This is a genomic window from Promicromonospora sp. NPDC023987, assembly GCF_040639055.1.
Lineage (GTDB): Bacteria > Actinomycetota > Actinomycetes > Actinomycetales > Cellulomonadaceae > Promicromonospora.
Map to the genome: position 1 here is coordinate 112448 of NZ_JBEZZF010000003.1, position 23117 is coordinate 135564.

Annotated in this window: 19 protein-coding genes; 5 read left to right on the top strand and 14 right to left on the bottom strand. The window is 68.1% G+C overall.

Translation table 11 applies throughout. The annotated features are described in order from the left end of the window. Positions 1 to 64: 64 nt before the first annotated feature. Entirely contained in the window at positions 65 to 1228 is a 1164-nt protein-coding gene (locus tag AB0F40_RS02905) for a right-handed parallel beta-helix repeat-containing protein (protein ID WP_357463892.1), read from the bottom strand. Between the two features lie 279 nt (positions 1229 to 1507). Here AB0F40_RS02905 and AB0F40_RS02910 point away from each other — a divergent pair, with 279 nt between their 5' ends. Both AB0F40_RS02910 and AB0F40_RS02915 read left to right on the top strand, forming a co-directional pair. Next, the gene (locus tag AB0F40_RS02910) at positions 1508 to 2323 is read left to right on the top strand and encodes a hydrolase (RefSeq protein ID WP_357463895.1); all 816 of its coding nucleotides are present in this window, start codon (positions 1508 to 1510) and stop codon (positions 2321 to 2323) included. Positions 2324 to 2388: 65 nt separating this feature from the next. Further along, on the top strand, positions 2389 to 3207 hold the full coding sequence (locus tag AB0F40_RS02915; RefSeq protein ID WP_357463898.1) for a CPBP family intramembrane glutamic endopeptidase: 819 nt from the start codon (positions 2389 to 2391) through the stop codon (positions 3205 to 3207). A 19-nt stretch (positions 3208 to 3226) separates the two neighbouring features. Here the strand turns inward: AB0F40_RS02915 and AB0F40_RS02920 are convergent, their stop codons facing one another. From AB0F40_RS02920 to AB0F40_RS02930, 3 genes are all read right to left on the bottom strand, one after another. Further along, a complete protein-coding gene (locus tag AB0F40_RS02920; protein WP_357463901.1) occupies positions 3227 to 4063 on the bottom strand; it encodes a DUF305 domain-containing protein in 837 nt (278 codons plus the stop codon). A 165-nt stretch (positions 4064 to 4228) separates the two neighbouring features. Next, a complete protein-coding gene (locus tag AB0F40_RS02925; RefSeq protein ID WP_357463904.1) occupies positions 4229 to 5557 on the bottom strand; it encodes a hypothetical protein in 1329 nt (442 codons plus the stop codon). A 296-nt stretch (positions 5558 to 5853) separates the two neighbouring features. Next, positions 5854 to 7314, bottom strand: coding sequence for a hypothetical protein (locus AB0F40_RS02930; protein WP_357463908.1), 1461 nt, complete (start codon positions 7312 to 7314; stop codon positions 5854 to 5856). 117 nt (positions 7315 to 7431) lie between these two features. On the opposite strand from AB0F40_RS02930, the gene AB0F40_RS02935 reads away from it, so the two are divergent. Further along, complete coding sequence (locus AB0F40_RS02935) at positions 7432 to 8208, top strand: DUF305 domain-containing protein (protein WP_357463911.1); 777 nt, start codon at positions 7432 to 7434, stop codon at positions 8206 to 8208. 52 nt (positions 8209 to 8260) lie between these two features. On the opposite strand, the gene AB0F40_RS02940 is transcribed toward AB0F40_RS02935, so the two are convergent. The 10 genes from AB0F40_RS02940 to AB0F40_RS02985 form a co-directional block, all read right to left on the bottom strand. Beyond that, positions 8261 to 10213 carry a hypothetical protein gene (locus AB0F40_RS02940; protein ID WP_357463914.1) on the bottom strand — a complete coding sequence of 651 codons (1953 nt, stop codon included), beginning with the start codon at positions 10211 to 10213 and terminating at the stop codon, positions 8261 to 8263. 308 nt (positions 10214 to 10521) lie between these two features. Then, the gene (locus AB0F40_RS02945; RefSeq protein ID WP_357463917.1) at positions 10522 to 11388 is read right to left on the bottom strand and encodes a carbohydrate ABC transporter permease; all 867 of its coding nucleotides are present in this window, start codon (positions 11386 to 11388) and stop codon (positions 10522 to 10524) included. Further along, complete coding sequence (locus AB0F40_RS02950) at positions 11388 to 12260, bottom strand: sugar ABC transporter permease (RefSeq protein WP_357463920.1); 873 nt, start codon at positions 12258 to 12260, stop codon at positions 11388 to 11390. The genes AB0F40_RS02945 and AB0F40_RS02950 overlap by 1 nt, the downstream gene beginning before the upstream one ends. Before the next feature lie 26 nt (positions 12261 to 12286). After that, complete coding sequence (locus tag AB0F40_RS02955; protein WP_357463923.1) at positions 12287 to 13690, bottom strand: extracellular solute-binding protein; 1404 nt, start codon at positions 13688 to 13690, stop codon at positions 12287 to 12289. Between the two features lie 163 nt (positions 13691 to 13853). Next, positions 13854 to 14303, bottom strand: coding sequence for a 50S ribosomal protein L9 (rplI, locus tag AB0F40_RS02960; RefSeq protein ID WP_357463926.1), 450 nt, complete (start codon positions 14301 to 14303; stop codon positions 13854 to 13856). Between the two features lie 17 nt (positions 14304 to 14320). After that, positions 14321 to 14557 (bottom strand): 30S ribosomal protein S18, encoded by a 237-nt coding sequence (rpsR, locus tag AB0F40_RS02965; protein WP_116673133.1) that lies wholly within the window; start codon positions 14555 to 14557, stop codon positions 14321 to 14323. Positions 14558 to 14661: 104 nt separating this feature from the next. Next, on the bottom strand, positions 14662 to 15213 hold the full coding sequence (locus AB0F40_RS02970; RefSeq protein ID WP_357463929.1) for a single-stranded DNA-binding protein: 552 nt from the start codon (positions 15211 to 15213) through the stop codon (positions 14662 to 14664). 110 nt (positions 15214 to 15323) lie between these two features. Then, a complete protein-coding gene (gene rpsF / locus AB0F40_RS02975) occupies positions 15324 to 15614 on the bottom strand; it encodes a 30S ribosomal protein S6 (RefSeq protein ID WP_357463932.1) in 291 nt (96 codons plus the stop codon). A 128-nt stretch (positions 15615 to 15742) separates the two neighbouring features. Beyond that, positions 15743 to 18307: a transglycosylase domain-containing protein gene (locus AB0F40_RS02980; protein ID WP_357463935.1), complete on the bottom strand. Its 2565-nt coding sequence runs from the start codon at positions 18305 to 18307 to the stop codon at positions 15743 to 15745. Between the two features lie 144 nt (positions 18308 to 18451). Beyond that, entirely contained in the window at positions 18452 to 20974 is a 2523-nt protein-coding gene (locus AB0F40_RS02985) for a transglycosylase domain-containing protein (protein WP_357463939.1), read from the bottom strand. A 329-nt stretch (positions 20975 to 21303) separates the two neighbouring features. Here AB0F40_RS02985 and AB0F40_RS02990 point away from each other — a divergent pair, with 329 nt between their 5' ends. Further along, positions 21304 to 21951 (top strand): PadR family transcriptional regulator, encoded by a 648-nt coding sequence (locus AB0F40_RS02990; RefSeq protein ID WP_357463942.1) that lies wholly within the window; start codon positions 21304 to 21306, stop codon positions 21949 to 21951. Further along, positions 21948 to 23039 (top strand): inositol-3-phosphate synthase, encoded by a 1092-nt coding sequence (locus AB0F40_RS02995; RefSeq protein ID WP_357463945.1) that lies wholly within the window; start codon positions 21948 to 21950, stop codon positions 23037 to 23039. The genes AB0F40_RS02990 and AB0F40_RS02995 overlap by 4 nt, the downstream gene beginning before the upstream one ends. Positions 23040 to 23117: the final 78 nt, after the last annotated feature.

Genomic DNA, 23117 nt, shown 5'->3' on the forward strand with positions numbered 1-23117 from the left:
CGGCGAGTCAGTGCCGTAGGCCATCTCCCGGTGGGCCGCAGATCGCGCTGCAGGTCCCGGCGGGTCAGCAGATGTTGCGCGCGCCGTTCCCGCTCAGGTTCCACGTGGTGTTCTCCCCGCACGGCGACTCGCGCACGGAGGTGTTGTCCACACGGAGCGCGATGTGGATGTTCCGGTTGTTGGGGAACTCGGAACGTGCGGCGAGCCGCACCTCGCCGCCCCCGTTGACGGTCCCGCCCGCGATGGTGATGTCCGAGCAGTTCTCGATGAGGATCGAGTTGTTGCCGTTGTTCGCCAGGTCGACGGAGTTGATGCGCGCGCCGCGCGAGTTGGACACGCAGAACACGCCTCGGCCGCCGCCTCGTGACCGCACGTGGTCCACGGTGACGTTCGGCCCGTTGTCGTTGGCCATGCGGAAGGTGGCGTATCCGGTGCCCGTACCGACGTTCTCGCCGTCGACCGTCCCGATGGTGGCGTTGCTCGTCCCCTGGATCAGCAGCCCTGATTCACCGACGTTGCGCGCGGTGACGGTGCCGACCCGCAGGCCGTCGATGTGCCAGGTCTCGATCGCGTGGCCGGGCATGCCGGAGGCGTAGACGGAGTCGATGCGGACGTTCGAGCTGCCGGGCAGGTCCCGCTCGAACCGGATACCGATGCCGCCGGTCATCCGCAGGTCGATCTGGCCCAGGTGCAGGTCGTCGACGTCGGCGAAGCGCAGCCCGAAGTACGGTGCGCCCGTCATGTTCAGGGTGGGGATGGAGACGTCCTGGACCCCGATCGCCTGGATCGCGCCCCGTCCGGCGACGTAGCCGGTGTCGAGGGTGCCGCAGACCTCGAACGCCGTGTGGCTCGGCAGGTCGATCGTGTTGTTGCCGATCCAGGCGCTGGCCATGACCGACACCTTCTCCTGGCTCGTACGACCCGGGTCGAGGGCACCGATCGCCTCCCAGATCGCGGTGATGTAGTACTCGCCCTGGTAGACGGTCTGCCCGTGGTAGGTGGCCGTGAACCCCGACGACTGGCTGCCGGTGACAAGGGCGTCAGCACCGTCACCGCAGGCAGCGGCCCGCGCGACATCCGACGTCGAGCCGCCGGGCGACGCCGTCGTGAGCGGTGCGCTGGTCGGCGCTGCCGCGACCCCCGGCGCGGCGAGCAGGGAGACGACTACCGACAGTGCTGCTGCCCCGGCGGCGAGAAGCCGCGGGCGACGTGGTGACGTTGGTGCCATGGTCACTCCTCCTTGAGAACCCAGCCCTACAACGATGTAGAGGCACGTGGCCACGAGCCTATGGACCGCGTGGCTCCGGCGCCAGAGCCGTCGGCGATCCGAAACGATTCACCCGGCGACACGCGGGGCGACGCGCGGGCAGGGCGCGGACGACGTGCGGGCCGGGCGGCCGCGCGCGGGGATCGGCCGGGGCTTTCGCGGTCGGGCGAATGTGCTGGACACGGCGCACGCCGAGGCGCATTGTGACCGAGCACGAGCCCGACGAAGGGAAGCAGTCGAATGACGTTCTGGATCTGCCGCACGTGCGGCGTGGAGCACGCGTCCCGGCCCGACGTCTGCGCCATCTGCGCCGACGAACGCCAGTGGGTGCCCGCCGACGGGCAGCACTGGACGACGCTTGAGGAGCTCGCGGCCGAGGGGCAGAGCATCGCGGTCAAGGAGCTGGAGCCCGACCTGTTCGGCCTCACCACGGTGCCCGACGTCGGCATCGGCCCCACCGCGAAGGTCGTCCGGACCGCGCGGGGGAACCTGATGTTCGACGTCCCTGGCTATGTCGATGACGCAGGCATCGCCGCCGTCCAGGGCCTGGGCGGCCTCGCGTACATCGTGGCCAGCCACCCACACATGTACGGCGTCCAGGTCGAGTGGAGCCGCCGCCTCGGCGGTGTCCCCATCCTGATCAGCACACCCGACGCGCACTGGCTCGCCCGCCCCGACGACGCCGTCCAGCTGTGGCAGGGCGACCGCGAGATCCTGCCCGGCATCACCCTGAGCCAGCCCGGCGGACACTTCCCCGGCTCCGCCGTAGCGCACTGGGCCCCCGGAGCCGCCGGCAAGGGCGTCCTGCTCAGCGGCGACACGATCTTCGCCAACCCCGACCGCACCTCCGTGTCCTTCATGCGCAGCTACCCCAACCGCATCCCCCTGTCCGGACCCGTGGTCCAGCGGGTCGCCCACCACGTGAGCCGGTTCCAGTTCGACCGGCTCTACAACAACTTCGACGGCGTCATCCCCACCGACGCCCGCCAGGTAGTGCTCCGCTCCGCGGACCGCCACGCCGCCTGGACGCGGGGGGATCACGACGACCTGACCTGACCCGACGTACTACCGACCACGCACGGCTCCACACCGCCGCGTCCAGATGTGGGAGCCTCGACCCCGTGAACCTCACCCTGCCCGGCCGGCTCGTCGGCCCCGCGCGCCTCACCGCCGCCTTCCTGGTCTCGGCGTCGGCGATCCTGCTCTTCGCCATCCACATCCGGCCCGTCGCGTACGTGCCGCTGGTGGTGGGCATCGCGCTGGGGCTGTGGGCCGACCGCGCCCTGGGCCGGGACCTGGCCCTGATCGGCGTCGGCATGGGGATCATCTCGATGATCTCGCTGCAGGCGGACCTGTCCGACGCCGGGATGCTGCGCTTCACGCTGGCGCTCGGCGGGTCCGTGCTGGTGCCGTGGGCACTCTCCCGGTTCGTGCTGAAGCAGGACACCATCCAGTTCCCGGTGCTGACCGGACGTCGCTGGACCCGCGGGCAGTGGGTCTACCTCGCCGCCGTGGTGGCGCTCGGGTACGTGCTGCTGCCGTTCTACTTCCTGGGCTCGGGCGCGTACCTGAACTGGCCGGACCTAGAGGGGACCCAGGACATCTGGCGGCTGTTCGTCGGGGTGAACGCCGTCGGCATCTGGGACGAGCTGTTCTTCATCTGCGTGGTGTTCGCCCTGCTCTGCCGGCACTTCCCGATGTGGCAGGCCAACCTGCTGCAGTCGATGATCTTCGTGTCGTTCCTGTGGGAGCTCGGCTACCGCGAGTGGGGTCCGCTGCTGACGGTGCCGTTCGCGCTCGTCCAGGGCTGGATCTTCGCGAAGTTCAAGTCGCTCAGCTACGTCGTGGCGGTGCACCTGCTGTTCGACGCCGTGGTGTTCGCCGTCCTGGTGCACGGACACCACCCGGAGCTGTTCGACATCTTCCTGACGGCGCCCTGACGGCGCGCCGACCGCTCCGCTACGAGCCGGACCCGTCGTTGGACCCCGGCCCGCCGATGGCCGCGAGCACGTCGCGGACCTCCACCACCTCGATGCGGATCGCGTCGGCCTCGGCCTGTGCCAGCGCCTTTGCCTCGGTGTCCTTGCCCGCGGCGATCTCCTCGTCGGCCGGCTGCAGCCCGCCGTAGTGGTGCTCGACGAGCGCTGACAACAGCGCGATGTCGAACTCCGACCCGTCGAGCGCGGCGATCGCGTCGACCTGCTCGTCGGTGAGCATGCCGTGGTTGCCGCCCTCGTGCGAGTGCGCGCCGGCCCCCGACCGTGGCCCGCTGCCGTCGTCGGGCAGCTCGGTGTCGAGCCCGTCCGCGGCGAGGGCGATCGCCTCCCGGCCCGCTGCGGGCACCGCGATCTCCCGTTCCTCGAGCCAGCCGGCGAGCTCGCTGACCCGCCCGACCGAGGCCTCGCCCACGTCGACGGCCAGGGCGAGCACGGCGTCGTCGGTGGACCGCCCGGGCGCGAGCGCGGCGAGCTGCACGGCCTGCGCGTTGTGCTCGATCGCCGTCGCGGCGTAGGCCGAGTCCGCGGCGGAGTATCCGGCCGCCTCCTGCTTGGCCGGGACCAGCACGCCGAGCCAGAGCAGCAGCGCCAGCACCACGGCGAGCCCGCCGGCGAGGACGGCCCCCATGATCCGGAGGCGCCGCCCCAGCCCATAGGCCGACGGCGTCGCCGCGGCCTCACCTTCCGGCGCGCCATCCGACGACGAGTCCGGGGCCCCCGCAGGGTTCCGCGACGAAGCAGGGACCTTGCGGGGTGAGGACGGAGTGGTCTCCTCGGTCGTCGAGTCCTGGGGCGTCATGTCCGGGACATTGCCATACGCACCCCCGCCGGCGCCATCACGGAAACCCCTCATCCGGCGCCTGGTTCGCGCTGTCCAGGCCCGCGCTCTCCTTCGAGGCCTAAGTTAGTTCGCTCTCGTACGGCTCAAAGCGGAGGAACTTAGGCCTCGAAGGAGAGATCAGCATCAGCGTCCGAACGGCGTCTGCATCTGCGGGTTCAGGCTGCGCTGCTTGACCCGCTCGGCACGGCCATCGATCGAGTCGTCGATGTCAAAAGTGTCGAAGCCGATCGAGAGGTCGTTCGAGTAGGCGTACCCGTTGTAGTAGTACGTGGACCAGGTGCCGCCACCACTCACACCCTCGCCGCGGTCGAACCAGGCGACCTCACGCGGGTTCTCCGAGTCGGTGAAGTCGAACACCGAGACGCCGCCCTGGTACCAGGACTGCACCATCAGGTCCTTGCCCTTGACCGGGATCAGCGAACCGTTGTGCGCCACACAGTTCTCCTCGGCGGTGTTGATCCGGGGGATCTTGTAGTACGACGCGAACTCGAGCTCCGTCTTGCCGTGGCGCTCGCGCTCGATGTCGTAGATGCCGTTGGCGCCCAGCTCCGGCGCGAACTCGCCGGTGCACGTCGCGAGGCCGCCGCCACCGAGCTCGTCGGTGAAGACCACCTTGGTGGCGTCGTTGTTGAAGGTCGCCGAGTGCCAGAACGCGAAGTTCTCCGTGTCCCGCACCTGGCTGATCACGCGGGGACGCTCGCGGTCCTTGATGTCCATCAGGATGCCGTCGCCCATGCACGCACCGGCGGCCAGGTCGTACTTGGCGTAGGTGGTGATGTCGTGGCAGCCGCTCGTGGTGGAGGCGCGACGCTCCCGGTCACCCTCGTAGCCACCGTCCGGGAAGAGGTTCGGCGTGGCGACCAGCTCGGCCGAGGCCGGGTTCTTCACCGGGATCTTCACGATCGAGATGCTGTCGTGCGGGGGCTGGCAGTCCGGATAGGTGGCGCTCGGCGAGTACGACGACACGTACGCGTAGACAGTCCGGCCGTTCTTCGACGGGGCCAGGGAGTGCGTGTGCGAACCGCAGCTGGTCTCGACGGACTGGACGTACTCCGGCTCCAGCGGGTTGGAGATGTCCCAGACCTTGATGCCCTCCCAGGCTTCCTTGTTGGTTGCTTCAAGCGATGTCGACTCGCACGAGTCGTCGCTGCGCGACGAGTCCGTCGACAGCACGAGGACGTTCTTGTAGACGGAGATGTCGTTCTGCGAGCCCGGGCAGGAGACCTGCAGTACCTGCTCCGGGTTCTTCTTGTCCGACAGGTCGTAGACGGTGAACCCGTCGTAGTTGCCGGCGAACGCGTACTTGCCCTGGAACGCGATGTCCGAGCCGGTGCCTTGCAGCGCGCCGTTCTTCGGCTGGTTGCTCAGGTGGGTCATGTTCGAGGACGCGGTCTCGCCCGGCGGTACGTCCGGCTCGGCGACCGATGCCGCAACGGGTCCTGCGAGTGCCACTGCCGCCGCAGCGAAGAACGCTGTCAGGGCGACGCCAGTGGCGCCCCGAGCGCGAGATCGAGTAAAGGTTGGACGACGCACGGGCGTCACACCTCCTAGGTCGGTTGAGGCAGTGTCACTCACAGAAACCTCTCAGCACCAGACTCATGGTGATCTTTTACACAGTGGTGACAATTGCCCCAAGCGACACAACACTGCCCGACGGCGGACGGGGCACCTTCCGTACGGAAAGCACCCCACCGCCGTCGGGCAGCCTGGTACGCCCGAGACGGGCGCGTTCCCTGCTCGTGGACGCGTCAGCGGCCGAACGGCTCCTGCATCTGCGGGTTGAGCGAGCTCATCCGCACGCGCTCGGCGCGGCGGTCGATCGAGTCGTCGATCTCGAAGGTGTCGAAGCCGATGGCCAGATCGTTCGAGTACGCATACCCGTTGTAGTAGTACGTGGACCAGGTGCCACCACCACTCACGCCCTCGCCGCGGTCGAACCAGGCGACCTCACGCGGGTTGCGGGAATCCGTGAAGTCGAACACCGAGACGCCACCCTGGTACCACGACTGCACCATCAGGTCCTTGCCCCGAACCGGGATCAGCGAACCGTTGTGCGCCACACAGTTCTCGTTCTCCGAGTTGGTGCGCGGAATCTTGTAGTACGACCTGAAGGCGAGCTCCTTCTTGCCGAACCACTTGCGCTTGATGTCGTAGATGCCGTTGGCGCCGAGCGTCGGGCCGAACTCGTCGTTGCACGTCGCCAGACCACCGCCGCCCAGCTCATCGGTGAAGACCACCTTGGTGGCGTCGTTGTTGAAGGTCGCGGAATGCCAGAACGCGAAGTTCTCCGTGTCCCGAGCCCTGCTGATCACCCGTGGGCGCTCCCGGTCCCGGATGTCCATCAGGATGCCGTCACCCATGCACGCACCGGCGGCCAGGTCGTACTTGGCGTAGGTGGTGATGTCGTGGCAACCGGTGGTCTCCGTGTACGAACCACGGTCGTCGCCCTTGTAGCCGCCGTCCGGGAACAGGTTCGGCGTCGAGACGACGCGTGCCGACTCCGGCGTCCGCAACGGGACCTTCACGATCGAGATGGTGTCGTGGGGCGGCTGGCAGTCCGGGTACGTCTCCGACGGGAAGTACGAGGAGACGTACACGTACAGGTCCCGCTTGTTCTTGGACGGCACGAGTGAGTGCGTGTGCGACCCACAGCTCGTCTCGACGGACTGGACGTACTCCGGCTCCAGCGGGTTGGAGATGTCCCAGACCTTGATGCCCTCCCACGCCGCCTTCTCGGTGGCCGGCATGGACGTCGACTCGCACGAGTCGTCGCTGCGCGACGAGTCCGTCGACAGCACCAGGACGTCCTTGTAGACGGAGATGTCGTTCTGGCCACCCGGGCAGGAGACCTGGACGACCTGCTCCGGGTTCTCCGGGTCGGAGAGGTCGTAGACGGTGAAGCCGTCGTAGTTGCCGGCGAACGCGTACTTGCCCTGGAACGCGATGTCCGAGCCGGTACTCATCAGTGCGCCGTTCTTGGGCTGGTTGCTCAGGTGCGTGATCTTCGAGGACTCGGTCTCGCCCGGGGGTACGTCGGGCTCGGCCGCGGACGACGATGTCGATGTGGTGGTGGTCGGTGCGGCCTCACTGTCGTCCGGCGAGGCCAGACTCGGTGCCGCGAAGGCGAACGTTCCCGCCGTAAGAGCCGCCGCGAGGACGGCAGCAGCGGCGCCCCGGGCATGCGATCGGGTAAAGGTTGGACGACGCAATGGCGTCACACCTCCTTGGTAGGGTCCATCGCGAGTGTCGTGCATCACACCAATTCGACGCCAGATCCGAGTCAAGAATTTACACAGCAGTGACAAGCCGCCTGGGAGGATCTTCGCGTGGAGACAGAGATCGAGGCCGGTTCCCCGAAGGCCCGACGACGCGGCCCGGCACGCGGACGTCGTGCGGTACGGCATCGGCTCGTGCCGCCGCGAGCAACGGTGCTCGGCCTGGTCATCCTGGTGCCGCTCACCCTCGGCCTGGCCGCCTGCACAGGGTCCGACGACGAGCCGGAGGCCGTCTCGACGCCCAGCTCCGTCGTCCTGCAACCGGGAAAGCCCGGCGAGCAGGCCGAGACGATCGCCCCCGAGGACTACGAAGGACGCCCCGCCCAGGCGCCGTTCTCCAAGGATGATGCCGCGTTCCTGAGCGACATGATCCTGCACCACGGGCAGGCGACCGACATGGCCGGCCTGGTCCCGGAGCGCAGCGCCTCCGAGCAGGTGAAGAAGTTCGCCGACCGCATCGACGTCGTGCAGGACAGCGAGATCGACCTGATGTCCGGCTGGCTCGAGGAGAACGACTACCCCGTGCCCCTCGACGTCGAGGGCGGGGACGGCTCCGGCCCTCGGGCGCCGGAGCACGGCCACGATGCCGACGAGATGCCGGGGATGCTGACCGACGCCGAGATGGCAGCGCTCAAGAAGGCGTCCGGGACCGAGTTTGACCGGCTGTTCCTCGAGGGCATGATCAAGCACCACGAGGGTGCACTGACCATGTGCGAAGAGGTCGCGGGCTCGGGCAGCGAGGAGCGGGTCATCGAGCTGGCGACCAACATCGCCGCTGATCAGATGGCCGAGATCGACCGGATGGCCAACATGCTCGCCGACCTGTGACATGACGATCGCCGGGGCGGAGTGCTCCGCCCCGGCGATCGGTCGGTTCAGCTCAGGCGCGACGCCGGTTCAGCAGGATCAGACCCGCGAGCGCAGCGAGCAGGCCGAGCGCCGCGCCGATGATGACGACGACGCCGAGGGGTCCGGCCGCTGAGGCGTCCACGTCGGTGCGGAGCTTGCCGGTACCGTCGGACAGCCGTTCGGTACCGGAGGCCACGGCCGTGGTGCCGGACGCCAGCTTGGCGGATCCGTCGGCGAGCTGCTGCGTGCCGTCGGCCAGATCCGTGGCGCCCGCCGCGAGCGTCTGGGTGCCGTCGTCGAGGGCACCCGTGCCTTTGGCGAGATCCCGGGTGCCCTGCCGGGCGTCCTTGAGACCGTCGCGGAGGGTGACCGACCCGTCGGCCAGGCGCTGGGACTTCTCGACCTTCGGGACCACGCGGTCGCGGACCTCGATGATGCCGTCGACGAGCTTCCCGGAGCCGGTGTGCAGGCGCTCGACGCCGGAGACGAGCTCCGGGGCCTTTCCTGCTAGCTCGGCGCTGCCGTCGGCCACCCGGGTGGCGCCGGAGAGAAGCTCGGGCAGCTTGGCCTGAAGTTCACTGGCTCCGGCCGCGAGCTTGGCACTGCCGGGCACGGCCCCCTCGGCACGCGCGACGAGGGTCGAGCTGCCCTCGTAGGCATCGCCAACGCCGGCCACGTACTTCTGGATCCCGGGAGCAAGGCTGCCGACCCCGGTTCTCAAGTCTGCGCTGCCGGCGTTCACCCGTCCCGCACCGGCAACCAAAGCCGGCACTTTCTCCGCGAGGGTCTCGACACCACCGGCCACGAGCTGTGCACCGCCGGCCACCTCGCCGGAGCCCTGCGCCACGGCGGCAGAGCTGGTCGCGACGGCTGACGCCCCGTCAGACAGCTTGCCCAGCTTGGTAACGAGCGTGTCGGCACCAGACTTAGCCTCGCCGGTTCCACCTGCGACCTGGCCGGCAACGACCTGGAGCTCGCCCGTCGAATCAGCCAGCGCTTCAAGCTTCCGCTGAAGAGCCGGGTCCTCAGTAGCTTTGGCCAGCGCAGCCAGCTTTAGCGCCAGATCGCCGGTACCGCTGTGAACCTGCTGTGCGCCCGCGGTGAGGCCACCAAGGCTCGTGGACAGCGTGGTTGCACCGGCTTGTGCGGCGACAACACCATCGGCGACCGGAGTGGCTCCTGCGGCGACGCCCTTGGCTCCCTCCGCGGTTCGGACTGCACCCTGGACGAGGCCGGGCGTCTTGGCGTTGAGCTCCTGGACACCGCTGGCGAGCTGGTTCACGCCGGTGTCCAGGGCAGCCGCACCCACGGCCAGCTCTCCGACTCCGGACTGAACGGAACTGGTCCCGCCCAGCAGCGCGTCGTTCTTCGCGTTGAGCTGCGACAGCCCTCCGTTCAGCCGCTGGTTGCCTGCGAAGATCTGAGCGGTCCCGTCCGCCAGCTGCCGCGCACCTTCCACAAGCTCCGGCGCCTTGCCGTTCAACCGCACCACTCCCGCCTGCACCAGCGCAGACCCGCCCGCGAGCTGCTCAGCACCATCTGCCAGCTCCGGCGCCTTGGTGTTCAACTGGCTCAGACCGCCGTCGAGCTTCGTCGATCCAGCCGTCAGCCGCAGCGACGCATCCGCGAGGTCGGAGACATCCTTGGCGGTCTCCGCGGTGCCGTCCGCAATCTTCTTGGATCCGTCGTGCAGTTTGATCACGCCCGCACGGAGCTCGCCGGCTCCGGAGTCGAGCTGCCCGGCACCGTCCGCGAGCTTCTCGACACCCGGCACCACGCTGTCGTGGACGCCGCTGTTCAGCTCCGTGGCGCCGGCACTGAGGTCGCTGACGCCCGAGACCAGGTCGGCCTGGACGCCGTCGTTCAGCTCGCCTGCGCCGTCGGCCAGCCGGTCGGCGCCGGACGCGACCTCGCCCTGGAACAGGAGCATGAAGGCTGTGGCCACGATCGCGCCGATGAGCAGGAGGGCGACGCCCACTGCCATCAGGATCGTTGGTGCTGGACCTGGCTGTGCTGCTCGGGATGCATGCAACTGCGTCATCGGTTCGCCTCTCGCTCCGCGGGCTTCCTTGCCCCGCGGAAAAGTTGTCCGACCGGCGCCATTACCCGCCGGGCTCGCCGCCGTTGGCGAGCACGAAGCCCGTCAGCGCGGGCGTCTGCGCTGAAGGTACCGGCGGTCGAGGCCCTGCGGAACGCTTCTACTGATCACAACTCAGTAAAGCGGAGAAGATCACCCGCGGTTGTGGATCGGTGGAAATCGTTAGCCAACCGGGCGTCGCCCGCCTGCGCTCGCTAGCCCTTGTCGGCCCCGGCGGTCAGTCCCTCGGTAAGGGCCCGCTCGGCCACCCCGTACAGGATCACGATCGGCACCGTGAGGAGGACGCTGCCCGCCATGAGGACCGTCTTCGACACCTCCTGGCCGTCCGCGAGCCGGGTGAGCCCGAGCGACACCGTCCACAGGTCCTGCTTGGCGGACAGGAACAGGAGCGCGAACAGGAACTCGTTCCAGGCGATCATGAACGAGTACAGGGCGGTCGACATGATGGTCGGGAGCGCGAGCGGCACCGTGATGCGAGTCAGGATCTGGAAGCGGGAGGCACCGTCGATCACCGCTGCCTCGTCGATCGACTCCGGGATGCCCGCGAGGTAGTTGCGCAGCATGTGCACCGAGACGGGCACCGTCAGGGCGATGTAGGCGATCACGAGGCCCACCAGGGACGAGCCAAGTCCCAGAACCTGGAAGCCGACGAACACCGGAACCGCGATGATGATGGTCGGGAACAGGTACACGGCCAGGAACAGCCACGAGACCTGCGTGCGGCCGGCGAACCGCAGCCTTGTCAACGCGTACGACGCCGGGACCACGAGCGCTACGGTCAGGGCCGACGCCGACACCGCGACGATCGCGGAGTTACGCATGAACCGCGCGAACCCGTAGCCGCCGTCGTCCTCCGACCGGAGCACCTCGACGTAGGTATCGGTGGTGATCCGTTCGAGGGCGGGCAGCACGCGCAACGGCTCGCGCAGCAGGTCGTCGATGCGCACGAAGCTCAGCGACAGCATGTAGAGGAACGGCACCACCGTCGCCACCACGAGCGCCACGATCACGCCGACGCGCAGCACCCGAAGCACGTTGGTCTGGGCGGAGACGGCACTCATCACGCCTCCCTCTGCTTGGCCGTGAGACGCAGATAGATCGCGAGCGCGACGCCGAGGAACACGGCCATCACAGCGGCGGTCGCACTCGCGCCTCCGATGTCGCTCGACCCGGTGAGCTGCTCGAACACCCGCACCGAGGCCACCTGCGTACCGGCGGCGCCACCGGTGAGCAGGTAGACGTCCTCGAACTCGTTGAAGGCCATCACCATGCGGAACAGCACGAGCAACGCCACCGTGGGCAGCAGCTGGGGCAGCACCACGAACCAGAACTTCTGCAGCGGCGTGGCGCCGTCGACCACCGCTGCCTCCTCGATCTCGCGGCTGAGGCCGGTCAGGGCCGCGCCGAGGAACATGAACGCGAACGGGAAGTAGCGCCAGATGTCGAAGACGATGACGGTGAGGAGCGCCGTCGGCGCGGAGCTGAGGAAGTTGACCGGGTGCTCCCACCCGAGCACCTGGGTGCCGAACGCGTTCACGACGCCGTACTGGGGGTTCAGCGCCACCTGCCACACGAACGTCGTGGCCACGACCGGCGCCACGTACGGGAGCAGCATCACCGCCCGGAGCGGCGCGCGGAACCGGAACCGGTCACGGAACGCGAGCGCCGCAACCAGGCCTACCGTGATCGAGCCGACGGTGGTGGCGACCGAGTACTCGACGGTGGTGAGCAGCGCCTGCCAGAACGGGGGCGCGGTGAGCACGTCCGCGTAGTTGTCGAGCGTGAGCTCGTTGAACAACCCGTTGCGCGCCACGTCCACGTACCGCGCGTCCTGGAAGGACAGCACCACGGTCCACATGATCGGGACCACGATGATCGCTGCCACCACCAGCACCACGGGCGTGACCAGGGTGATCCCGTCCCGGTTCTCCACTCGCCGTAGCGTCGACGCCATGGGGGTCAGTCGCGGGTGGCTATCTCGGTGACAGCGTCCTGCATGGCCGTCTGCGCCTCGGCGGCGTCGACGCTGCCCGACCCGAGGTCCGCAGCGGCCTTGGCGAGCGGCAGCTCGCTCGTGATCGGGCCGAGGATCGCACCCTGGCCCTGCGGCAGCGCCCAGCGGTCCGCCGACTCGGGTGCCGCGGCCAGGGTGTCGGTCACCTCGGCCGGCCAGACGTCGGAGAAGGACTTCTTGGAGTCGACGCCGATCTGCAGCTCCGACCACGCATCCGTGTACTCGGTGGGGTTGTCGGCGGTGCCGGCACGTACGGGCACCTTGCCCTCCGGGGCCATGGCCAGCCAGTCCACGTACGCGTCGGACATCATGTACTCCACGAAGTCCGCGGTCTCCGGGTCGGCGCCGTCGGTGATGCCCCACGACACGAACTCGACGTACCCAGCAGCCTCCCCGCTCGCGGACGGGCCCTCGACCACCGGAACCACCCCGGTGTTCTCGGCGAGCCAGCCCGGGTCGTCGGCGCACTCGTCGCACGACGGCGTGAACTCTTCTCGCAGGCCGGCCATCTCATCCAGCAGGAACGAGGACCAGATGGTCATCGCCGCCTGTCCGGCGAAGTACGACGACCGCGTGGACTCGACGCCTTGCGTCCCGTCGGGTGAGAGCTCGCCGGCCAGGTCGGCGTAGAGCTCGATCATCTCGGTGCACTCGGGGCTGTCGAGGGTCGCCTCGCCGGCGTCGTCCACCAGCTCGCAGCCGTTGCCCTGCGCCAGGAACTCAAGGACCTGCTGGGTGAACGGGTCGGCAGCGTCCGTGGCGAGCGTGATCCCGTGCCGGCCCGTGGTCGTGAGCTGCTCCGCGGCCATGCGCAGGTCGTCGTAGGTGGCGGGTGGCTTCAGGCCGGCCTCCTCGAAGAGGTCGGTGCGGTAGTAGACCATCATCGGCCAGGCGTCCGACGGCACGGCGAGCAGCTCGTCGCCGTCGCTGGTCAGCTCCAGGGCCAGCGGCGCGAACGTGTCCTCGCCGAGCGCCTCGACGACCTGGGCCGCCGCTTCGCGATCGAGATAGCCGTCCCGGTCGAAGGACCGGACCAGGCCTGGGCTGATCGCATTGACGACGTCCGGCATGTCGTCGCCGGAGAGCGCCGCCGCGGACAGGAGCTGGGACACCTGGTCCTCCTCGACCGGCACCAGGTCGGTCTCGACGCCGGACTCCTCGGCCCAGGCGGTCATGGCCTCCTCCTGGATCGCGAGGCGTTCGGGCTGGGTCTCGACGGTCCAGACGGTGACCGTCCCGTCGGACTCCGGGGCGCCGCTGCCACAGGCGCTGAGCGTGAGTGCCGTGGTGGCGACCGTCGTCGCTGCGATCGTCAGGCGGACCGCGGCCGCCCCGTTGTGCCGGAACATGACATCTCCTCGCCATCGAGTGAGTGGTCTGGCACTTATATCTAACCTACTGCCGAGAGCGGCACAAGGATTTGTAGAGCACCGAGCACGCAGAAGGCCCTGGTCTCCCCCACAGGGGGAAGCCAGGGCCTTCTCGCGATCAGGCGATCAACCGAGCGTCAGCTCAGTCGGCGACGACCTTCACACCGATCTTGGCCGACACCTCGGGGTGCAGACGGATCGACACGGTGAAGTCACCGGTCGTCTTGATGGACTGACCGATCTCGATCTTGCGCTTATCGACGGACGGGCCGCCGGCGGCGGAGACCGCACCGGCGATGTCCGCCGTGGTCACCGCACCGAACAGACGGCCACCAGGGCCGGCGTTCGCCGCGACGACGACGGGCTTCGCGGACAGCGAGGCCGCAAGGGACTTCGCCTCGTCCAGCGAGGCGATCTCGCGGCTCTTGCGAGCCTTGCGGATCGCGTTGATGTCGGACTCGGCGCCCTTGGTCCAGGGCGTCGCGAGCGAACGCGGGATGAGGAAGTTACGGGCGTACCCGTCCTTGACCTCAACCACGTCGCCGGGCTCACCCAGGCCGGTCACCTCGTGGGTCAGGATCAGCTTTGCCATTGTTCTCGATCCCTTCCTCAGCGAGCCGTCGACGTGTACGGCAGCAGGGCCATCTCGCGGGCGTTCTTCACGGCCTTCGCGATCTGACGCTGCTCCTGCACGGAGACGCCGGTGACACGACGAGCGCGGATCTTCCCGCGGTCGGAGATGAACTTGCGCAGGAGCGCCGTGTCCTTGTAGTCGATGTTGTGGATCTTCGCCGACTTGAGCGGGTTGATCTTCTTCTTGGGCTTACGCACCACAGGCTTCGCCATGGCGTTGCTCCTTTGTCAGGTGCTGCTCACTCGGCCTGGCGGGCCGGCGAGCGAAAAAAGGTGAACAGGGGGTACCGATCAGATCTTGCTGATGCTCTGTCGCATCAGAACGGCGGGTCGTCCGAGAACGAACCACCGGACGACGCCGGGCCTGCCGTGGCCCACGGGTCGTCATTGCTCTGACCGCCACCGGACGAGCTGAATCCTCCGCCGGAGCCGCCGCCCTGCTGGGCACCGCCCCCGCCGTTGTAGCCACCGCCGCCGCCACCGAAGCCGCCGCCACCGCCGGACCGCTGGGCCCGGGTGACCTTGGCCGTGGCGTAGCGCAGGGACGGACCGATCTCGTCCACCTGCAGCTCGACAACGGTGCGCTTCTCGCCCTCACGGGTCTCGTAGGAGCGCTGGACCAGGCGACCTTGCGCGATGACGCGCGTGCCCTTGGTCAGCGACTCCGCGACGTTCTCCGCGGCCTCGCGCCAGATCGAGCAGCGCATGAACAGGGTTTCCCCGTCCTTCCACTCGTTGCTCTGGCGATCGAAGGTGCGCGGGGTCGACGCCACCGTGAAGTTGGCGACCGCAGCACCTGAAGGGGTGAAGCGCAGTTCCGGGTCCCCGGTGAGGTTCCCGATCACTGTGATGACAGTTTCACCAGCCATGCCAATTCCTCGATTCAGTCGACGTTCCGTACGCGGTATCTAGTTCGCGGTGAATGCAACCACGAACCACTGACACTCGCGCGGGCGCAGGAAGGTTCAGCTCCGACGACTCACTTGTCGCCGGTGCGCAGGGTCTTGGTACGCAGCACGACCTCGTTGAGGCCGAGCTGACGGTCCAGCTCCTTGGCGGTGGCAGACGTCGCGGTGAAGTCGACGACGGCGTAGATGCCCTCGGTCTTCTTCAGGATCTCGAAGGCCAGACGGCGGCGCCCCCAGATGTCCACCTTGTCGACGGAGCCACCCTCGGTCGTGATGACCGACAGGTACTTGTCGAGCGACGGGGCAACGGTGCGCTCCTCGACCTCCGGGTCCAGGATCACCATCATTTCGTACTGACGCATGTGTATACCCACCTCCTCTGGTCTCAACGGTCACGGTCGTTCCGTGACAGGAGGGTTCACAGCAAGGGCCAAGCCTACCTGCCATGTGCGCGACGGCGGAATCGAGCGGGCGAGACCCCTCTCACACGCTACGGGGCGTCGTTCCCGCCCCCACCGCCGTTCCCGTTGCCGTTCCCGTTCCCTGTGCCACCCGTCGGCTCATCCGTCGGGAAGATGCCCCCCGGCGACCCGGAGGACACGAGCACCCGCACCTGGCTACCGGGCTGCACCTCAGAGCCCTCGCCCGGGCTGACGTTCATGACCACGCCCTCGTCGAAGTCCTCTGACGGCTGGCGCTCGACCACCGGCTCGAGCCCTGCGCCCTGGATCTTCCCCCGGGCGTTGTTCTCGTCGCCGCCGATCAGACCGCCCGGCACCTGCACCGTCTCCGGCTCCGCCGGACCCGTCGAGACCTCGACCCGGATGTCCGTGCCCCGGTTCACCTCCTGGCCCTCGTGCTGCACGGACAGCACGATGCCGGTGGGTTGGTCGCTCGCGACCTCGACCGGCACGGGATTCACTCCGGCACCGGACAGCGCCGCCGCGACGGGCGCGATCTGCTGGCCGACAAGACCGACCGGGACCAGTATCTTGTCCTCCGCGTCGTCCGAGGTCTCCGGCGTCGGGGTAGGCGTCGGCTGGACCGACGGCTCGTACTCCGGGAACTCCTTGGCCTCCATGCCCTCGGTCACCGTCTTCATGTACTCGGTCCACGCCCAGACGGGCCACGTACCACCGGTCAGGCTGCCGCCCGCCCACTCGCCGAAGGGCGTGATCGAAGCCTGGCCGCCGTCCTCCGCCTGCTGGTAGAGACCGACGACCGTCGCGATCTGGGGCGTATAGCCGGCGAACCAGGCCGACTTGTTGTCATTGGTGGATCCGGTCTTGCCGGCGACCGGACGCGGGTTGCCGTCCGGGCCGAGGAGCTCGAGCGCCGGGGTGCCGGACCCCTTCTTGACCACCTGCTGCATCGCGTACGTGGCCTTGGTCATCACGTCGGGATCGATGGCGCCCTGCTGGGGCACGCGGTCCCACTCGTATCGGAGGTTCTCGCCGTCCTTCACGGAGGTCACGATGTGCGGCTCGCTGCGCGTGCCCTGCGCGGCGAAGGTGGCGTACGCGCCCGCGAGGTCGACGGCGCGCACCGTCGAGGTACCGAGCACGTTGGAGAGCTGGTCGTTCGTCGACTCCTTCGGGATACCGGCGCGGATCGCGACGTCCTGCGACTTCTGCGGCCCGATCTCGACGTTGAGCTGCGCGTAGACGGTGTTCACCGAGTTCGCCGTCGCGTCGATCAGGTTGATGTCACCGAACGACTCACCGCCCGACCCCGGGGCGCCGAAGTTGGTCAGCTCCACCTCGGGACCGCCCGCCGTCTCGGTCCAGCCGGGAATCTGCATCGGGCTGTTGCCCGTGTAGTACTCCTCGAGCTCGTGATCCTCCTCGAGCGCGCCGATGAGGGTGAACGGCTTGAACGTGGAGCCGCCCTGCGCCTTGCCGTCGGTCGCGGCGTTGTACTGGTTCTTCTCGAAGTCCTTGCCCCCGTACAGGGCTCGGATGGCGCCGTTCTTGGGGTCGACGGACACGATGGAGACACCGAGCTTCTTCGAGGCGGCACCCTCTCCCTTGTAGGGGATCGTGTTCGCCGCGGCGACGGCGGCCTTCTGCCACTTCGGGTTGATGGTGGTGTGGATCTCATACCCGTTGTTCATGAGATCTTCCTCGTCGAGGCCTGCCTCGTCCGCCAGCTCCTTACGGACCTCTTCGAGCAGGAAGCCCACCTGGCCGGCACGCGACACCGGCTGGTACTTGACGGGCTCAGGGAAGGTGGCGGAAGCGCGCTCCTCCTGGGTGATGACCCCCTGCTCGGCCATGTTCCGCAGGACGCGCGCCCACTTCTCCTCGGCGACGGCCCGCGACCCCTCACCGAACCGCGGGTCCCAGTACGACGGCGACGGGATGATCCCCACCAGCATCGCGGTCTCGGAGACGGTCAGCTCGGCCGCCGGCTTGTCGAAGTACGCCTTCGCGGCGGCTTCGAAGCCGTAGGCACCACGTCCGAGGTAGATGCTGTTGAGGTAGCCCTCGAGGATCTCGTCCTTCGACTTCGCCTGGTCCACCTTGACGGCCAGGATGACCTCGCGGAACTTGTCCACGTAGGACGTCTGCCCGGGCTCGAAGTAGGTGTTCTCGACGTACTGCTGCGTCAGCGTGGAGCCGCCCTGCCGTGCGCCGCCGGTCACGTTGCTGACAAGTGCGCGGGCCATGCCCAGAGGGTCGACACCGATGTGGTTCTCGAAGTTCTGGTCCTCGGACGCGAGGACGGCCTGGCCCACGTACGGGGGCATCTCGTCGAGGCTCAGGATCGTGCGGTCCACCGCCGCGAACTTACCCATCACCTTGTCGTTCGCGTAGTAGACGGTGGTGGTCTCCGAACCGACCTGCTGACGCTCCTCGGGTACGGACCAGCCGATCCACCCTGCCGTGAAAACGCCCACGACCAGCGACATCCCGGTCAGGACGGTACCGACCACAACGCGCCACGACGGGACCCAGGCACGGAGTCCCGTGCGGTGCGGCCGCGGGTAGTTCCAGATTCCCCGCCGGCGCCGGGGCGTCTGCGGCCAGATCGGAGAAGGACTCCTGTTCGCCACGTCTTCCTCGTTCCTCGTATCGATCCAGTGACAGCACCGGACCCAGAAACGATAGAGGATCGATGTTCACGGCAAGTAGCACAAACGCGGTTTCTGTGTGTACGCCCCGTGTTCGAGCGGCGGTCCTACCGACCTTTCACCCGGCTACCCGAAGATGCCGCCCTCCCCGTCACCGGTCGGGTCGCCGGTCGGATCGCCCCCGCCCTCGCCGGGCCCGCTGGAGACGACGAGCGTCACCTGGCTGCCCTTGTCCACCTCAGACCCCTCGCTCGGGTCGACCGAGATCACCCTTCCCTCGGGCACTGAGTCGGACGGCGCCTCCTGGACCACCGGCTCCAGCCCGGCGGCACTGACCTGCTCCTCGGCGTGGCCCTGGTCCTGGTTGGTCAGGCCCCAGGGCACGGTCGTGGTCTCTTGCTCCACCTGGGAGCCGTTCGAGACCTCGACCCGGATGGTCGAGCCGCTGTCGACCTCCTGGCCCTCACCGTCGACGGAGAGCACCGTGCCGGCCGGCTGGTCGCTGTCCACGTCCACCTGCTGGGGGATGAGCCCGACCCCGGCGAGCGCCGATGCGGCAGTGGTGTACTGCTCGCCCGTCAGGCCCGTGGGCACGGTGACCTTCTCCTCGTCCGGTTCCTGCGACGGGCTCTGCGTGGGCGACGGCGACTGCGACGGCTCGGGCGGCTCGGGCGGTGTGTACTCGGGGAGCTCCATGACCTCCATGCCCTCGGTGGCCTTCAACATGTAGTCGGTCCATGCCTCGACCGGCCAGGAACCACCGGTGATCTGCTCGTAGCCGCCGAACGGCTCGATCTCCTCGTACCGGTTCTCCTTGATGTTGTAGTCGTAGAGGCCGACCACGGTCGTGAGCTGCGGCACGAAGCCGGCGAACCACGCCGACATGTTGTCGTTCGAGGACCCCGTCTTGCCGGCTGCGGGACGCTCGAGCGCCAGTGCCGGCTTCCCCGATCCCTCCTCGACCACCTTGCTCATCGCGTAGGTCGCAGCCGCCGTGACCTCTTCGTCGACCACCTGCTCGCCCGCCGTCGACCCCTCGTGGACGAGCCGCTCGCCGTCCATCACCTTGACCACCATGTGCGGCGAGGTGCGGTAGCCCTGCGCCGCGATGGTGGAGTAGGCGTGCGCCAGGTTCACGTTGGTCACGTAGGCGGTGCCCAGCACGTTGGCGAGGTTGGTGCCGATGACGCAGCACTCGTTCGCCTCGGGGTCGCCCTGCGGGATGCCGAGCCGGTAGCCCACCTCCGCCGTCGTCTTCGGCCCGATCTCCTTGTTGAGCTGGCCGTACACGACGTTCACCGAGTTCGCGGTGGCCGTCGTCAGGTCGAGGCTGCTCCACGAGTCGTGGTCGAAGTTGTACAGCGGAACGTCGGGCCCGCCCTCCTCCTGGTTCCAGCCCTCGATCACTGTGCCGTCGACGGCGCCGTACCGCTTGGTGAGCGGGATGTCCTTCTCCAGCGCCCCGATCAGGGTGAACGGCTTGAACGTCGACGCGCCCTGCGCCGCAAAAGTCGCCGCGTTGGTCTGGTGGATCGAGTAGTCCGGCCCGCCGTACATCGCCTTGATCTCACCCGTCTTCGGGTCGATCGAGGTCAGCGACGCGCGAGTGTCAGTGTCGTCGCCCACGTCATCCGGCAGCTTCATCGTCTCGTACGCGGCGGCCTGCATCTTGCGGTCGATGGAGGTGTGGATCTCGTAGCCGTTCTCCGTGAGCTGGTCGGCCGAGATGCCGAACTCGTCGAGCTCGTTGGCCACCTGCTCCATCAGGTAGGCCGTCCGGTTGTCACCCGACCCCTGCTGGTACTTGACGAGCTCGGGGTACTTCGCCGCCGCGCGGTCTTCCTGGGTGATGGCGCCGGTCTCCACCATGAAGTCGAGGGTGCGGTTCCAGCGCGACTCGGCCTGTGCCTGGGCGGCCTCGCCCTGCCGCGGGTCCCAGTACGTGGGGTTCGGGATGATCCCCGCGAGGAAGGCGGACTGGGAGATGGTCATCTCCGTGGCCGGGTGACCGAAGTACGCCTTCGACGCCGCGTCCACGCCGTATGCGCCACGCCCGAGGTAGATGGAGTTGAGGTAGCCCTCGAGCACCTGGTCCTTCGACTGCTCCTGCGTCACCTTGAGCGCGAGGATCGCCTCGCGGAACTCGTCCGCGTAGGTCGTGTCGCCGACACCGACGTAGTAGTTCTCGACGTACTGCTGGGTCAGGGTGGACGCACCCTGCTGGGCGCCGCCCGTCACGTTGTTGAGGACCGCTCGCGCGATCGCCCGCGGGTTGATGCCCGGGTGCGACCGGAAGCTCTGGTCCTCGGACGCGATGATCGCGTCGGGCACGTGGGACGGAAGGTCCTTCAGGGACACCAGGGTCCGGTCCTGCGCCGCGAACTGGCCCAGCTTCTTGCCGTCCGCGTAGTACACCGTGGTGGTCTCGAAGTCGACGCTGTCCAGCTCCGGGGGCACGCTGATGTTCATCCAGGCGGCCGCGACCACGCCGCCCACCAGCGACGTCCCGGTCAGCAGCGTGCCGACCACGAACCGCCACGACGGGATCCACGCACGGATCCCGGTGCGGTGGGGACGGGGGTAGTTCCAGATTCCCTGCCGCCGTCGGGGAGTTCTCGGCCAGATCGGAGGGGGACTCCAGTTCGACACGTCAGCCTCTTCCTCGGTTCGACTTGCGCCTGCCGGTGCGCACGACGCACTTGTCACGGCAGACAACCCGAAACCATAGGGGATCGCCTACGGGCCCTAACAGCCCTGAACTGCTCCACCACCCCGCCCTTGGACATTTACCCCAGGGTCAGCCCAGTCCGTCTGCTCCCGCTTCACATTTCATCCACGTACGCCCGACGGCGACCACTGGGGACGCGGCGTATTGCACAGCCGGATCCAGATGCTTATCCTCTCGATGTATCGAGTCGATACATCGCGCAGAACTGATACGCCCGAGCAATCACCGCCGGGCTCGGAAGGAGTCCGCCGTGCGCAGCCGGTCCGACGTGCTGGAGACCGCCGTCCTCGGCCTGCTCAACGAGTCCCCGCTGCACGGGTACGAGCTGCGCAAGCGCCTCAACCTGGTGCTCGGATCCTTCCGCGCCTTCTCCTACGGCACTCTCTACCCCGCCCTGAAGGCGCTGGTCCTGCGCGGACTGATCGCGACGACCGAGAACGACCCGCCACCACCCCCGCCCCGCAAGGGAAAGGCAGGGATCCCGGGCCGCACGACCAAGCCCAAGCCCCTCGGACGACGTCGCGTGGTCTACGAGCTGACCGCCGAGGGCAAGGAGCACCTCCAGACCGTTCTGGCCACCGCGGGCCCCGCGGCCTGGGAGGACGACAACTTCGACGTACGGTTCGCGCTCTTCGCGCAGACCGACGCCGAGACCCGCCTCCGGGTCCTCGAAGGCCGGCGCACCCGGCTGACCGAGCGCCTGGAGGCGTTCCGTCAGGCCGCGACGCACCCGCGCTCGCGGCTCGACGAATACGCACTCGAGCTCCAGCGGTTCGGGCTCGAGAGAGTCGAGCGCGAAGTGCACTGGCTCGACAGTCTCATCTCCACCGAGCGGGGACGCGCTGCGGCGCAGAACCGTCCATCGCAGCAGGAACAAACGAAGAAGGAGCGAGGATGACCTCCATCCGCGTGGGCATCGTCGGCGTAGGAAACTGCGCCTCGTCCCTGGTCCAGGGCGTGCACTACTACCGTGACGCCGACCCGGCGAGCACCGTCCCGGGCCTCATGCACGTGCAGTTCGGCGACTACCACGTGTCGGACCTCGAGTTCGTCGCGGCGTTCGACGTCGACGCGAAGAAGGTCGGCTTCGACCTGGCCGAGGCCATCACCGCGTCCGAGAACAACACGATCAAGATCGCTGACGTGCCGCCGACGGGCGTGACCGTCCAGCGCGGGCCGACCCTCGACGGCCTGGGCGACTTCTATCGCGAGACGATCGACGAGTCCACGAAGGACGCCGTCGATGTCGTGGCGACGCTGCGCCAGGCCGAGGTCGACGTGCTCGTGTGCTACCTGCCGGTGGGCTCGGAGGAGGCCGCCAAGTTCTACGCGCAGTGCGCCATCGACGCGGGCGTCGCCTTCGTCAACGCGCTACCGGTGTTCATCGCGTCCGACCCCGAGTGGGCCAAGAAGTTCGAGGACGCGGGCGTCCCGATCGTGGGCGACGACATCAAGTCGCAGGTCGGCGCCACCATCACGCACCGCGTGCTGGCCAAGCTGTTCGAGGACCGCGGCGTGGTCCTCGACCGCACGTACCAGCTCAACGTCGGCGGCAACATGGACTTCAAGAACATGCTGCAGCGCGACCGCCTCGAATCCAAGAAGGTGTCGAAGACCCAAGCGGTGACGTCCAACCTGACGGGCGCCCTGGCGGGCAAGAAGGACGACCGGAACGTCCACATCGGCCCGTCGGACTACGTGGCGTGGCTCGATGACCGCAAGTGGGCGTACGTGCGCCTCGAGGGCCGGGCGTTCGGCGAGGTCCCGCTCAGCCTGGAGTACAAGCTCGAGGTGTGGGACTCCCCCAACTCCGCCGGCATCATCATCGACGCGGTCCGGGCGGCGAAGATCGCCAAGGACCGCGGCGTCGGTGGCCCGCTCCTCTCCGCGGCCACCTACTTCATGAAGTCCCCGCCCGTGCAGATGGAGGACACCGCGGGCCGCGCCCAGCTGGAGTCGTTCATCCGGGGCGACATCGAGCGCTGAAGAGCTCAAGCGCAGATAGTCGGTAGAAGGTCAGGTGATCGGCAGCTCGAGCTACCGATCACCTGACCTTTTGCCGAA

Excerpts from the sequence above, each read along its gene's own strand:
- rpsR (WP_116673133.1), bottom strand. The coding sequence starts at position 14,557 with ATGGCGAAGCCTGTGGTGCGTAAGCCCAAGAAGAAGATCAACCCGCTC.
- AB0F40_RS02970 (WP_357463929.1), bottom strand. The coding sequence starts at position 15,213 with ATGGCTGGTGAAACTGTCATCACAGTGATCGGGAACCTCACCGGGGAC.
- AB0F40_RS02940 (WP_357463914.1), bottom strand. The coding sequence starts at position 10,213 with ATGGCAGTGGGCGTCGCCCTCCTGCTCATCGGCGCGATCGTGGCCACA.
- rplI (WP_357463926.1), bottom strand. The coding sequence starts at position 14,303 with ATGGCAAAGCTGATCCTGACCCACGAGGTGACCGGCCTGGGTGAGCCC.
- AB0F40_RS02905 (WP_357463892.1), bottom strand. The coding sequence starts at position 1,228 with ATGGCACCAACGTCACCACGTCGCCCGCGGCTTCTCGCCGCCGGGGCA.
- AB0F40_RS02910 (WP_357463895.1), top strand. The coding sequence starts at position 1,508 with ATGACGTTCTGGATCTGCCGCACGTGCGGCGTGGAGCACGCGTCCCGG.
- AB0F40_RS02995 (WP_357463945.1), top strand. The coding sequence starts at position 21,948 with ATGACCTCCATCCGCGTGGGCATCGTCGGCGTAGGAAACTGCGCCTCG.
- AB0F40_RS02955 (WP_357463923.1), bottom strand. The coding sequence starts at position 13,690 with ATGTTCCGGCACAACGGGGCGGCCGCGGTCCGCCTGACGATCGCAGCG.
- AB0F40_RS02945 (WP_357463917.1), bottom strand. The coding sequence starts at position 11,388 with ATGAGTGCCGTCTCCGCCCAGACCAACGTGCTTCGGGTGCTGCGCGTC.
- rpsF (WP_357463932.1), bottom strand. The coding sequence starts at position 15,614 with ATGCGTCAGTACGAAATGATGGTGATCCTGGACCCGGAGGTCGAGGAG.
- AB0F40_RS02920 (WP_357463901.1), bottom strand. The coding sequence starts at position 4,063 with ATGACGCCCCAGGACTCGACGACCGAGGAGACCACTCCGTCCTCACCC.